Raw genomic sequence first — 13,149 nt, 5'->3', positions numbered from 1 at the left:
TGCCGATGACCGACGCGTGTCGAAAGGCCGTGGCGCGTTAGCTCATGCGGCAGGATCGAACGGTGGACCACGATCCCTCCCGCCGCGCCAACGGGCCCGGCCTCGCCTCGCTCGCGCTCGGATTCGTCGCGGTGCTCTTCGCCGTCGTGCCGGTCATCGGCGAGCTCGTCGCGCTCGCCCCCGCGGTCGCGGCCGTCGTGCTGGGCATCGCGGGCGTGCGCCGGCACGAGCAGGGCCGGGCCTCGGGGGCGTGGTCCGCCGTCGGCGGCGCGATCCTCGGCGCGGGCGCCCTCGCGATCATCGGGCTCATGGCGGTCGCGCTGCACGGCGGCTGATTCCGCCGCGCCGTTACATCTCCTCGTGCGTGTCCGGGTCGCCGTCCCACAGCCGCCCGCGCTCGAGCGAGTCGATGCGGTGCATCTCCGCGTCGCTGAGTTCAAAACCGAACACGTCGGCGTTCTCGACCTGGCGCGCGGGGTTCTGCGACTTGGGGATCGGGGTGGATCCCGACTGCACGTGCCAGCGGATCACGGCCTGCGTGGGCGTCACACCGTGGGTGTCCGCGATCTCCGCGATCGTGGGCTCCGCGAGCAGCTCGCTGCGCCGGGCGAGCGGGCTCCAGCTCTCGGTGCGGATCCCGCGCGAGGTATGGAACGCGCGCAGGTCGGCCTGCGGGAAGTAGGGGTGGAGCTCCACCTGGTTCACGGCGGGCGTGACGCCCGTCTCTTCGATCAGGCGCTCGAGCATGGGCTCCGTGAAGTTCGACACGCCCACCGACCGCACGACGCCCTCCTCCTGGAGCGCGATCATGCCGCGGAAAGTCTCGACGTACTTGTCGACGCTCGGGTTCGGCCAGTGGATGAGGAGCAGGTCGATGCGCCCGAGCCCGAGCGTCTCGTTCGACTCCCGGCCCGACGCGATCGCCTCGTCGAAGCCGTGGTGACGCCCGGGGATCTTCGTCGTGACGACGATCTCGTCGCGGTCGGCGCCGCTGCGGCGCACGCCCTCGCCGACCTCGCGCTCGTTGCCGTAGTTGACGGCCGTGTCGAGCACGCGGTAGCCGGCCTCGATGCCCGCGGCGACCGCGGCGATCCCCTCCTCGCCCGTGAGCTTGTAGGTACCGAGTCCGATCGCGGCGAAGGAGCCGCCGTCGTTGAGCGTGATGCGGGGGATGGAGATAGCCACGGGGCGGTCCTCTCGACAGGGTGTGCTTCGAGCGTATCGGCGACCGCCGCGCGCGGGTCAGAAAATCGCGCTGAGGGCGAGATATCCCACGGCGCCGATGCCCGCGGCGGCCGGCAACGTCACGATCCACGCCAGCCCGATCGGCCGCATGAGGCCCCAGTTCGCAGCGCGGTTGACGAGCCCCACGCCGAGCACGGCGCCGATGAGGATGTGCGTGCTCGAGACCGGCAGGCCCAGCATGGACGCGAGCATGACGACGGACGCGGCCGCGAGCTCGGCCGCGAAGCCCGACGCCGGGTGGATCTCCGTGAGCTTCTTGCCGACGGTCGTCACGACGCGCCGGCCGATGAACCACAGGCCGGCGACGAGCGCCACGCCGAAGGTCAACAGGATCGGCAGCGGGACGACCGCCTCCTCGCCCACGACGTCGGTCCGCAGCACGTCGAGCACGGCCGCGAACGGGCCGACAGCGTTGGCGATGTCGTTCGCTCCGTGACTGAAGGCGAACGCGCTTGCTGTGAAGACCTGCATCCAGGCGAACAGCGTGAACGACGCCTTCGTGAACTTCTTCTTCCGCAAGGAGGTCGCGAACACCTGCACGACGAGCCACACCGCGACGCCGATCATGACGACCAGCACGACCGTCACGGCCGTGCTCATCTCGAGGTGCAGGTTCTTCAGGCCCTTGAGGAGCAGCATGCCCGAGAGCACGACGGCACCCACCGCGGCGAAGACGGGGCCCCAGCGCCGCAGCGCCCGCATCCCCTCGGCCGAGTCGTCCTGGTGCACGAGGATGAGGCGCTTGATGAGCCAGAACACGCCGAACGCGACCGCGCCACCGAGGAGCGGCGAGATCACCCAGGAGGCCGCGATCTGACCGATCTCGCTCCACTGCACCATCTCGAAGCCGCCGAGGCCCGTGGAGATCCCCATCGCGACCGCGCCGCCCACGATGCCGCCCACGATCGAGTGGGTCGTGGACACGGGCCACCCCATGCGCGTCGCGATGAACAGCCACGCGGCCGCCCCCAGGAGCGCGGACATCATGATGAACACGAAGTCCTCGGGGCGCTGCGACACGACCGAGAGGTCGACGATCCCGCTGCGGACCGTGTCCGTGACGGATCCGCCGGCCAGCACTGCCCCGGACACCTCGAACACCGCGGCGATGACGAGGGCCTGCTTCATCGTCAGGGTGCCGGATCCGACGCTCGTGCCGAAGGAGTTCGCCACGTCGTTGCCGCCGATGTTGAACGCCATGAAGATGCCGAACACAACGGCCGTGATGAGGAGGACCCGGTTCGTCTCCGCCGACACCCACCCGAAGGACCACAGCGTGAAGGCCACGAGCGAGATCGCGAGCAGCCCCGCGAACGTGACGTGCCACCACCGGTCGGCGTGCCGATCGTCGCGAGGGTTCGCGTCGTCGCGGGCGGGGGTGGAAGGGGTCTCGATCGCCACCGCGAATGCTCCCTGAGGGTTGTGATCTCGGCGCCGAACGGCGCCATCCGTGATGCCACGCTTCGACGAAGAACGCGCGATAAACGTCAGGTTAACAACAGGTAGCCGAACGCTGGGAGTGCGTGTCGAATGCCCCGGCCGCGAGCTGAATCCCCCGCGACCGCGACCGCCGGATCCGTTTACCCCCGCGTCACTCTCGGGCGCCGAGCGGCGCGCGGCGGAGCAGCTGCGCGTTCAGCGCGACCACCACGGTCGAGGCCGACATCATGACGGCGCCGACCCACATCGGGAGCACGAAGCCGACGGGCGCCGCGATGCCCGCCGCCAGCGGGACGGCCACGAGGTTGTAGCCCGCCGCCCACCAGAGGTTCTGCACCATCTTGCGATAGCTCGCGCGCGAGAGGTCGATCACCTTCAACACCCCCGCGGGGTCCGAGCTGGCCAGGATGACACCGGCCGAGGCGATCGCGACATCCGTTCCCGCCCCGATCGCAATGCCGACGTCGGCCTGCGCGAGCGCCGGCGCGTCGTTCACGCCGTCGCCGACCATCGCGACGAGCCGGCCGTCCTCCTGCCGCTGGCGGATTGCGCCCGCCTTGTCCTCGGGGCGGATGCCCGCCACGACGTCATCGATGCCGAGCTCGTCGGCGACCGCGGCCGCCACGTCCTCCGCGTCGCCCGTGAGCATGACCACCTCGACACCGCGGTCGTGCAGCGCCCGGATGGCGCCACGCGAGGAATCGCGCACGGCGTCCTCGAGGAACAGGACCCCCGCGAGGGCGCCGTCGTTCAGGACGAACAGGCGCGTGGCGCGGCCGCTCTCGCCGCCCGGATCCGACACCCCCGACTCCGCGAGCAGACGGGGCCCGCCGACCCGGATCTCTCGTCCGTCCACGCGCGCGCGGACGCCGAGGGCGGGCTCCGACGAGAAGTCTTCCGCCCGCGCGAGGCGGAGCTCGCGCCGCTCGGCCTCCCGCACGATGGCGCGCGCCAGCGGGTGCTCCGAGTCCGACTCCGCGGCCGCGGCGAGCGCGAGCACCGCGTCCTCGTCCTCGGCCTCGACGCGCACGACGCGCGGCGCGCCCTCCGTGAGCGTGCCGGTCTTGTCGAAGACGACCACGTCGACGCGGCGCATCGTCTCGAGCGCCGTGCGGTCCTTCACGAGCACGCCGACCTTCGCGGCGCGCTCCGTCGCGATCGCGACGACGAGTGGAATCGCCAGGCCGAGGGCGTGCGGACAGGCAATGACGAGGACGGAAACGGTCCGCACGATCGCGGCGTCCGGGCGGCCGAGCGCCCACCACGCGATGGCCGTCACGGCGGCGGCGGCGAGGGCGTACCAGAACAACCAGGCCGCGGCGCGGTCGGCGAGGCGCTGCGCGCGCGAGGATGAGGACTGCGCGTCCGCGACGAGCTTCCGGATTCCCGCGAGCGTCGTGTCGTCGCCGATCGCCGTGACCTCGACCCGGATCCCCGAATCGGTCGCGACCGTGCCCGCCACGACCGGGTCCCCCTCGCCGCGCGAGACGGGGCGCGACTCGCCCGTGACCATCGATTCGTCCATCGCGGCGGATCCGCTGACGATCGTCGCGTCGGCCGGGACCCGCCCGCCGGGACGTACGACGAGCGTGTCGCCGACCGCAATATCGCTCGCCGCGATGGTCACGGTCTCCTCCCCCTCGACCCGCTCGGCCTCGTCGGGCAGGAGGGTGGCGAGGCTATCGAGCGCGGAGGAGGTCTGGGCGAGCGAGCGCATCTCCACCCAGTGCCCGAGCAGCATGATGACGATGAGGAGAGCGAGCTCCCACCAGAACTCGAGGCTCGCGTCGAGGAGGCCCAGGGTGGCCCCCCACGAGGCCGCGAACGCGACCGTGATGGCGAGCGCGATCAGGAGCATCATTCCCGGCGCACGGCCGCGGATCTCCCGGGCCGCCCCGGCGAGGAAGGGCGAGCCTCCCCACGCGTACATGAGGGTCCCGAGCGCGGGCGCGACCCACGACGCGGGGCCGCTCGGCACGTCGTAGCCGACGAGGTGACCGAACATGGGCGAAAATGCCACGACCGGGACGCCAACCGCCAGCATCACCCAGAACAATCGGCGGAACCGCGCGACGTGGTGCGCGTGGCCGCCATGACCACCGTGACCGCCGTCGTGGCCCTCGTGGCCCTCGTGGCCGTCGTGATCTTCGTGGTTCTCGTGGCCCTCGTGTGCGGCGCCGGATCCGTGCTCGGCGGCGCCTGTCGCATCGTGCTCGTGCGGGGTCATTGTGGTGCGCGCTCCGTCCCGGGGCGAGGGCCCGCCCCGGGCGCGAGGCTACGCCCGCGCGGCGCGCGGCCGCAACGAGCCACCGTCCGCGGCGGACGCACCGGCCGCGGGCGCGAGGCGCGCGGTCAGCTCGAAGGCGTCGGCGCGGTAGCGCGAGACCGTGCGCTCGATCGGGCGCCCGGACGACGACACGCGGCGCACCAGCTCGAGCGCCGCGTCGCCCTCGGCGACGCCGAGGTGAGCGGCGTCGGCGGCGTCGAAGAGCGTCGCGCGGACGGTCTGCTCCCCGTCGTCGAAGCGCGCCCCGTACTCCTCCGTGAGCACCCGGTACAGCGATTCACGCGCGAAATCGAACCGCTCGAGCCCCGGAAACGCGTCGGCGCTCAGGTGGCTGTACTCGATCGCCATCGGCTCGCCGTCGGCGAGGCGCACGCGCGCGAGGAGCACGACGGGGTCCCCCGGCTCGACGCCGAGCCACGCCGCCGCGGCGACCTCGGCCGGCACCTCCCCGAGGTGCAGAACCGTGCTCGTGGGCGTGTGCCCGCGCACCCGCATGTCCTCCGCGAAGCTCGTGAGCTGCAGGGGCGCCTGGATCGCGGGGCGCGCGACGAACGTGCCCCGGCCGACCTCTCGGGTGAGGATGCCCTCGCGCACGAGCTCGTCGATCGCGCGCCGCGCCGTCATTCGCGAGACTCCGGTCTCGTGCGCGAGCTGACGCTCGCTCGGGACGGGCGCTCCGACCGTCGCCCGGTGGATCTGCGCGCGCAGCCTGTCGGCGAGCGCGCGGTACTTATGCGCCGTCACGGTCCGATCCTCTCAGGTCGGAGCCACCCCCTCCGGCCGTCGCGCGGGCGGCCGGGGCAGGGACGCGATCGGGCTCCGTGACGAGGAGGACGAGCACGGCCGCGATGACCCCGAGCCCGACCCACCCGAGCGGCGAGAGCGCCTCGCCCACGATGGCCACGGCGAGGACCGTCGCCACGGCGGGCTCGAGCAGCGTGACGGTCGTCGCCGTGCTCGCCGTGACGCGCGTGAGGCCGAAGCCGAAAAGCACGTATCCGACGAACATCGGCACGAGCGCCATGTAGGCGCCGACCGCGGCGTTCTGCCACGAGGCCCACAGCGCGGATCCCGTGAGCGCGAAGACGGGGATCAGCGCCAGTCCGCCGAGCCCGAACACGGATCCCATCGCCGCCCCGCGCGACGCACCTCCGGCGATCAGCGTGTGCGCCACCCAGGAGTAGGTCGCGTAGGAGGCGCCCGCGACGAGGCCGAGCCCGATTCCGGCGGCGACGGCCGCAGCGCCCGCCGGCGACGCCTCACCCCCGGCGAGCTTCGCGGCGCACAGCAGCACGCTGCCGAGCACGCCGAGGGCGGCCGCGAGCCGCCACCTGCGCGAGAGGGCCCGCCCGTCGACGACCCGCTCCAGCACCCCCGAGGCGAGAGGGGCGGACGCGAGCGAGGCGACGGATCCGATCGCGACGCCCGCGAGGTCCATCGAGCTGTAGAACGCGAGCGGATAGACCGCGACGCCCGCGGCGCCGATCGCGACGAGCGGCCAGCGCGCGGTGAGGGCGGCACGCTCGGCCCGGAGGGCGGGCAGCGCAATCGCGGCCTGCAGGATCCCGCCGACGCCCAGCGCGAAGGACCCGATCGCCAGCGGGCCGACGCCGGGGGCGAAGGTGGCGGCGGTACCCGTCGTGCCCCACAGGATGGCCGTGATCGCGATCGCGACCACGCCGGTCGCGTGCCCCGTCCGTCGCATTCTCACCCCGATTCGCCGGCCCTCATCGTATCGACGCCGCGCGCCCCGCCCGATATCCACGCGCGGCCGCTACGGTCGGAGCACGCGACATCCGATTCGGCCGGCGCTCCGAATCTCTCGCGAGCGGCCCCGGGCGGGGCGCGCCGAGAGGAGATCTCCGTGAACGAACGCGCGACGGCTGCCCTGGCCACGATCGAGGACCACCGGAACGTCACGGACCTGCTCGTGCGGCGCGCGGACGAGGCCCCGGAGCACGCCGCGTTCGACGTCCCCACCAGCGACCCGGTTCGCCCCTGGGCGGCTGTGACCACCGCGGAGTTCCTGGCCGAGGTGCGCGGCGTCGCGAAGGGCCTGATCGCGGCGGGCCTCGGCGCCGGCGACAGCGTCGCGATCATGGGCCCCAGCCGCTACGCGTGGGCGGTCGCCGACCTCGCCGTGTGGTTCGCCGGCGGCGTCGTCGTTCCGGTGTACGACACGGCCTCCGCGGAGCAGGCCGCCGCGATCGCGGCCGACGCGGGCGTGCGCGTCGGGATCGGGGGCGGCGAGCGGGAGGCCGAGATGCTCCGCGACGCGATCGGCCGGGTCCGCACAGGGCTCGGAGTCTGGACGATGGACGCCGGGGAACGCGACCTGGCCGCGCTCGCCGCGGCCGGATCCGGCATCGCCGACGCCGAGCTCGAGCGGCGGCGCACGCACGCCGGCCTCGACGACCCCGCGACGATTGTCTACACCTCCGGCACGACGGGCGAGCCCAAGGGCGCGATCCTCACCCACCGCAACTTCGTCGGCCAGGTGCGCAACATCGCCGCTGCCTACCGCGACGTCGTCCACGAGGGCGGCAACACGGTCATCTTCCTGCCCCTCGCGCACGTGCTCGCGCGCGGGCTGCAGCTCATCTGCCTCGCCAGCGGCATGCGCATCGCCCACGTCTCCGACACCGCCCAGGTCGTGCCGAGCCTCGCCGAGTTGCGACCGACGTTCCTCGTCGTCGTCCCCCGCGTGCTGGAGCGGATCCGCGAGGCGGCGGCGAAGCGCGCGGCCGCCGCGCACCTCGGTCCCGTGTGGCGGGCCGCGATGCGCACCGCCATCGCCATCGGCCGCGCACGGGAGGAGGGGCGCGGGCCCGGCCCGGGGCTCCGGATCCGCCACGCCGCGTTCGACCGCCTCTTCTTCCGCCGCCTGCGCGCTCTCATGGGCCGGCGCCTCGCGTACATCCTCTCGGGCGGCGGCGCGCTCGATCCCGACCTGTCCCTCCTCTTCCGCGGCCTCGGGGTCCCCGTCATCGAGGGGTACGGCCTCACAGAGACCACGGCGCCGCTGACCGGCAACCTTCCCCGCGACATCCGCTCCGGCACCGTCGGGTTCCCGCTCCCCGGCTCCGCCGTGCGGATCAGCGACGCCGGCGAGATCCTCGCCCGCGGCGTGGGCGTGTTCGCGGGCTACCGCGACCGCCGGCACACGGCCGAGGCGTTCGTCGACGGCTGGTTCCGGACGGGCGACCTCGGGCGCCTCGACGCCGACGGCCGCGTCATCCTGGAGGGCCGACTCAAGGACGTCGTCGTGACGAGCACCGGCAAGACCGTGGTGCCGCACGCCTGGGAGGCGCGCGTGGCGTCGAGCCCGCTCGTGGCCCACGCCGTCGTGGTGGGCGAGGCGCGCTCGTCGCTGTCCGCCCTCCTCGTTCTCGACCCCGACGGTCTGGCGGAGTGGTCCGGCCACGCCCCGACCGCGCCCCGCACCGGCGCCGTGACCGAGGTCGCCGACGCCGACCTGCGCGCGCACCTCCAGCCGCTCGTCGACGCGGCCAACGCCCGCGTCTCCGGCGCGGAGCAGGTCCGGCGCGTCGCCCTCGTCTCGGTCGACCTCGCGGATCCGGCACTCATCACCCCCACCATGAAGATCAAGCGGCGCGAGCTCCTGAGCCGGGCCGCGACCGTCGTCGACGCCCTCTATCGCTGACACCGAAAGGCCCCCATGACCTCCGAGACCCGTGCCTCCCTCGTCGCGATCGTGATCGCCGTCCTGCTCGGCGCGGGCGTCGCCGCCGCCGGGAGCGCCGGCGGCGCCACCCTCGGCGGTGCGCCGCTGTTCGCGCTCGCCGTCGCCGCCGCCTTCGCCATCCAGGTGCTCGTGTGGATCCCGTCCCAGATCGCCCAGACGGAGCACTTCTTCGACCTGACGGGGAGCGCGACGTTCGCGGCCGTGTCCGTCGGCGTGCTCCTGGCCGCCCCCGCCCCGGGCACCACGGCCTTCGTGCTGTGCGGGATGGTCGTGCTGTGGGCCCTGCGCCTCGGCACCTTCCTCTTCCTGCGCGTGCGCGCGTCGGGCGGAGACGACCGGTTCGACGAGATCCGTGCGAACCCCGTGCGGTTCCTTCGCGTCTGGGTGCTCCAGGGCGCGTGGGTCTCGCTGACGGCCTCGGCCGCCTGGATCGCCATCGCCTCCGACGAACCGCAGCCGTTCGGTGCCCTCGGGGTGGCGGGCGCGCTCGTGTGGGCCGCGGGGATGCTCATCGAGATCGTCGCCGACGCCCAAAAGTCGGCGTTCAAGGCGGATCCGGGCAACGCGGGCCGCTTCATCTCCTCGGGCCTGTGGTCGCGCTCGCGGCACCCGAACTATTTCGGGGAGATCCTCCTGTGGATCGGCGTGTTTCTCGTCGCCGCGCCCGCGCTGTCAGGCTGGCAGTGGGTCGCCGTCATCTCGCCGCTGTTCGTCACGCTCCTCCTCACGCGCGTCAGCGGGATCCCCCTGCTCGAGAAGAAGGCGGAGCGGAAGTGGGGCGAGGACCCGGCCTACGTCGCCTACCGCGAGCGCACGCCGGTGCTCCTGCCGCGCCTGACGCGGGTGCCCTGACGGCTTAGAGGGGCGCCCCCTCGGCCGGACCACCGCGGCCGCGCGCGACCTCCCGCTCAGCGTCGGCGAAGGCCCGGAGGGTCGTCTGGCCGATCCACTCGCCGCCCGCGTAAAGGCGCTCCTCGCCGATCACGTCGACGACGCCGCCGCGGCGCAGCTGCGCGATCGCCTGCGGCTCGGAGGCGACGATGGCGAGGGAGCTCCCGACCGCGCGAAGCCGCTCGGCGTAGCGCGTCAGGAGCGTCACGAACGACAACCCGACCTGGTCGACGCCCCGCAGCCGCAGGATCACGACCGACCCGGCGGACGCCGCCTCGACGCGCGGGAGCTGCCGCTCGAACACGGGCGCGCTCGCGAAGAAGAGGCTGCCGTACGGCCGCAGGATGACGACGGATCCGCCGGGCACCGCCTCCGGCACGTCCGCCTCCCGAAGCCGCCCGCCGGGCGAGACCTCGACGCGGCGGAGCCGGATCCGGTTCGACTGCCGGGCGACGAAGAGCACGATGCCGAGCCCCGCGCCGCTCAGCACCGCGTACTGCAGCGGAATCGCGAGCGTCAGCACGAACGTCACGACCATCGTCGCCGTCTGCACGGGTCCGCCGCGGACAACCGACACGATGCGGGGCACGCTCACGGACCCGACCCCCACGACGATAAGCAGCGCGGCGAGCGCGGGCATCGCCACGAGCGACACGACATCGGCGAGCGCGACGATGATGAGCGCCATCACGCCGGCCGCGATGACGAGCGCGCCGCGCGTGCGTGCGCCGGCGCTGACCACGAGCGCGGAGGCCGACATCGAGCCGCCCACGGGCATCCCGCGGAACAGGCCCGCCACGATGTTCCCGACGCCCTGCGCGACGAAGTCCCGCGAGGTGCTCGGCGCCTCACCTCGGGGCGTGCGCAGCCCCTCCGACACGCCCGCGCCCTGCACGAGGCCCACGAACGCGAGCGAGACGGCGGGGAGCGCGAGCGAGATGACGTCGCCGAGCACAGGGAGCTGCGGCGCCGGGAGCGCCGGCTCGAGCGCGACGAGGTCGCCGATCGTGACGACGCCCGCGGTCCAGAGCGACAGCATGCCCGCAGCGACGGAGCCGACGACGACCGCGACGACGAGGCCGAGGCTCGACCACCGCGTCGGCTGGAGCGTGAGAATGACGAGCACTGTGATGGCGGTCACGACGAGGGTGGGGAGCTGCCACTGCCCCACGTGGAGCACGACGTCGAGGGTCTTCGCGAGGCGGTTGGCGCCGTCCGGCTCGTAGCCAGTCGCGTTTCCGAGCTGCCCGAGCACGATGTTGATGCCGATGGCGGAGACGAAGCCCGTCATGACGGCCGTCGGGACGAAGCGCAGCAGGGATCCGGCGCGGCACACCCCCGCGACGATCATGACGATCCCGGTGAGGATCGCGAGGGTCGTCAGCGCGCGGTCCGGATCCGGGTATGACCCGACGTTCGCATCGGAGACCACGAGGGCCATGGCCCCCGTCGCCTGCACCGCCATGAAGGCGCTCGAGGTGACGAACGCGGCGCCGAGCATGCCGTAGAGATACGCGTACAGGCCCGCGACGGGGTTCAGCCCCGCCAGGAGCCCGGACGCGAGCCCGTCGGGCACGCTCTCCACGCCCAGGACGAGCCCGGCCATGGCGTCCGCCTTGAGGTCCCGGCGCAGGTACGCCGCCCACCGCTTCCGCATGTGCCCTCCCCTTCCCGAGGGGAACTCTATCGACCGGGACGGATCCCGGAATGCTCGGGCGGGGCCCTCGCGGCGCGCACCGGGCTCCACTACGGTGGCACCACCGCGCGCCGGCCACACCCGAGCGGGCGCCGCGGCACTGACGCCTACCGAAAGGGGCATCTCATGGGTATCGGAACCGGAATCGCGCTCGTCGCGATCGGCGCCATCATCGCCTTCGCTCTCAACGTCGACCTCGGCGGTGCCGTCAACCTCGACCTCATCGGCTACATCCTCATGGCGGCCGGCGTCGTCGTCTTCCTCATCAGCCTCGTGCTCGTCATGCGCCGGCGCAGCACCGTGACGCAGCAGCGCGTGACGCGGGATCCGGCGAACGGCGACCAGATCACGGAGCGCCGCACGCGCGACAACGGCGAGCCCCTCGCCTGACCCGGGCCGACGCGGTTTCTGACAGCCGCTTATGCGTCGGTCCTGAATAACGGAAAAGTAACGACGGGCTCTTGTTCGCCGTTACCTCGCCGTTATAGAGTGCGAAGCACGGTGATCGTTTTGCTGTGGCGGTCACCGGCATGTGATTGCAGGGACACTCTTGGTGCAAGGGACACGGGGCCCGGTCGGACGTTTTTCCGACCGGGCCCCTCTTGCGTTCCCGCGCGACATCGACTGGCCGGACGCATACACTTGCATGCATGTCGGATCGTCGCCTCGCCGTTGACGCCTGGGAGAGCCTCTTTCGCGCCCAGCACGAGATCTTCGACGAGGTCAAGCGCGACTTTGCGGGGTCCGACCTCCTGCAGGCGGAGTACGACGTGCTCCTCACGGTCGTCCGTGGGCCCGAGCAGACCGCGCGCCTGCGCGACATCACGGCGAACATGCTCATCAGCCAGCCGAGCGTCTCGCGCCTCGTCGACAAGATGGTCGCGCGGGGGCTCGTGACCAAGTGCTCGGACCCCGACGACGGGCGCGGGGCGCTCATCAGCGCGACCGAGCACGGGGCGCGGACCTTCCGCGCCGTGGCCGTGCAGCACGGCAAGCGGATCGCGGACCGCATGGCCGTGCTCTCCGCGGACGAGCTCGCCGCGCTCCACGCGCTCACCGAGAAGCTCCGCGGACGCGGCTGAGCGCCGCTCAGCCCGCCGACCGATCCACGAGCGAGGCGAGGAACCCGCCGGTCTCGTCCGTGACCCGCGCCGTCATGTCCTCATCGTCGATCGTCGCCACCCCGTCGCCCGCCTGCGGCCCGTAGTCGCCGAAGGACGCGTGCGCCGCTCCCGCGATCTCCACCATGTCCGCGCCCGGCGGGAGCAGGTCGCGGGCACCCGCCACCTTCTCGGGCGTCGACAGCCCGTCCTCCGAACCGGCGAGGCTGAGCACGGGGAGCTCGCTGGCCGAGAGGTCGTTCGCGCAGTAGGACGCGAACAGGACGAGCGCGTCGGCATCGGGCGCGAGCTGGCACGCGCGCACACCGCCCAGCGAGTGCCCGCCGACGGCCCACGTCGCAACGCCCGGGGCACGCTCCGTGAAGGTCTCGAGCGGCCGCAGGTCGAAGAAGGCGATGTTCAGGACGGGCTTCGTGATCACGACCGTCACCCCGTCTTCGCGCACGAGGTCCGCCAACCGCGCGGCGTACGCGGCGGCCTCCACCTTCGCGCCGGGGACGAAGACGAGGCCCGTTCCCGACGCGCCGTCCGCGGGCGTCAGAGTGACGGCCTCCGGGAGGTCCTCGAACACGATCTCGGGGTCCGAGGTGACCCCCGCGAGCGGCCCGGGCTCGGCCGCCATCACGCCGACCTGTGTCCACACGAGCGTGCCGGCGACGGCCAGGAGGACGAGGGCGCCGAGCGCGCCGCCCGTCCAGGCGAGGATGCGGCGGAGGCGGCGGCGCGGGGAGCGGGTCATGCCTCACATTCTCCTCCCCCGCAC

General features: G+C 72.9%; 12 protein-coding genes. 5 read left to right on the top strand and 7 right to left on the bottom strand.

Going from position 1 to position 13,149, the window contains the following annotated elements:
- The first annotated feature begins 62 nt into the window (after positions 1-62).
- The gene (locus G8E01_RS03770; protein ID WP_166316065.1) at positions 63-335 is read left to right on the top strand and encodes a hypothetical protein; all 273 of its coding nucleotides are present in this window, start codon (positions 63-65) and stop codon (positions 333-335) included.
- Positions 336-348: 13 nt separating this feature from the next.
- On the opposite strand, the gene G8E01_RS03765 is transcribed toward G8E01_RS03770, so the two are convergent.
- The 5 genes from G8E01_RS03765 to G8E01_RS03745 all read right to left on the bottom strand — a co-directional run bounded on the left by G8E01_RS03765 (position 349) and on the right by G8E01_RS03745 (position 6,677).
- Positions 349-1,185: an aldo/keto reductase gene (locus G8E01_RS03765; RefSeq protein ID WP_166316062.1), complete on the bottom strand. Its 837-nt coding sequence runs from the start codon at positions 1,183-1,185 to the stop codon at positions 349-351.
- Between the two features lie 57 nt (positions 1,186-1,242).
- Positions 1,243-2,640 carry an inorganic phosphate transporter gene (locus G8E01_RS03760; RefSeq protein WP_338100806.1) on the bottom strand — a complete coding sequence of 466 codons (1,398 nt, stop codon included), beginning with the start codon at positions 2,638-2,640 and terminating at the stop codon, positions 1,243-1,245.
- Between the two features lie 196 nt (positions 2,641-2,836).
- On the bottom strand, positions 2,837-4,912 hold the full coding sequence (locus G8E01_RS03755) for a copper-translocating P-type ATPase (protein WP_166316059.1): 2,076 nt from the start codon (positions 4,910-4,912) through the stop codon (positions 2,837-2,839).
- 48 nt (positions 4,913-4,960) lie between these two features.
- Complete coding sequence (locus tag G8E01_RS03750; protein ID WP_166316056.1) at positions 4,961-5,716, bottom strand: UTRA domain-containing protein; 756 nt, start codon at positions 5,714-5,716, stop codon at positions 4,961-4,963.
- A complete protein-coding gene (locus G8E01_RS03745) occupies positions 5,703-6,677 on the bottom strand; it encodes a DMT family transporter (RefSeq protein ID WP_166316053.1) in 975 nt (324 codons plus the stop codon). The genes G8E01_RS03750 and G8E01_RS03745 overlap by 14 nt, the downstream gene beginning before the upstream one ends.
- 159 nt (positions 6,678-6,836) lie before the next feature.
- Between G8E01_RS03745 and G8E01_RS03740 the strand changes: the two genes are divergently transcribed.
- Both G8E01_RS03740 and G8E01_RS03735 read left to right on the top strand, forming a co-directional pair.
- Positions 6,837-8,636: an AMP-binding protein gene (locus G8E01_RS03740; protein ID WP_166316050.1), complete on the top strand. Its 1,800-nt coding sequence runs from the start codon at positions 6,837-6,839 to the stop codon at positions 8,634-8,636.
- 15 nt (positions 8,637-8,651) lie between these two features.
- Positions 8,652-9,530: a DUF1295 domain-containing protein gene (locus G8E01_RS03735; RefSeq protein WP_166316047.1), complete on the top strand. Its 879-nt coding sequence runs from the start codon at positions 8,652-8,654 to the stop codon at positions 9,528-9,530.
- Between the two features lie 4 nt (positions 9,531-9,534).
- On the opposite strand, the gene G8E01_RS03730 is transcribed toward G8E01_RS03735, so the two are convergent.
- Positions 9,535-11,226 (bottom strand): SulP family inorganic anion transporter, encoded by a 1,692-nt coding sequence (locus G8E01_RS03730; RefSeq protein ID WP_166316044.1) that lies wholly within the window; start codon positions 11,224-11,226, stop codon positions 9,535-9,537.
- Between the two features lie 165 nt (positions 11,227-11,391).
- On the opposite strand from G8E01_RS03730, the gene G8E01_RS03725 reads away from it, so the two are divergent.
- Together G8E01_RS03725 and G8E01_RS03720 are read left to right on the top strand one after the other, a co-directional pair.
- Positions 11,392-11,655 carry a DUF6458 family protein gene (locus G8E01_RS03725; protein WP_166316041.1) on the top strand — a complete coding sequence of 88 codons (264 nt, stop codon included), beginning with the start codon at positions 11,392-11,394 and terminating at the stop codon, positions 11,653-11,655.
- A gap of 260 nt (positions 11,656-11,915) precedes the next feature.
- On the top strand, positions 11,916-12,347 hold the full coding sequence (locus G8E01_RS03720) for a MarR family winged helix-turn-helix transcriptional regulator (RefSeq protein WP_166316038.1): 432 nt from the start codon (positions 11,916-11,918) through the stop codon (positions 12,345-12,347).
- 7 nt (positions 12,348-12,354) lie between these two features.
- Here the strand turns inward: G8E01_RS03720 and G8E01_RS03715 are convergent, their stop codons facing one another.
- Complete coding sequence (locus G8E01_RS03715) at positions 12,355-13,125, bottom strand: alpha/beta hydrolase (RefSeq protein ID WP_166316035.1); 771 nt, start codon at positions 13,123-13,125, stop codon at positions 12,355-12,357.
- Positions 13,126-13,149: the final 24 nt, after the last annotated feature.

The sequence above is a fragment of the Microbacterium excoecariae genome, from assembly GCF_011326725.1.
In the GTDB taxonomy this organism is placed as follows: Bacteria; Actinomycetota; Actinomycetes; order Actinomycetales; family Microbacteriaceae; genus Microbacterium; species Microbacterium excoecariae.
The sequence above is the reverse complement of the archived record's forward strand: the minus strand, read 5'-3'. Positions and strand labels throughout refer to the sequence as shown.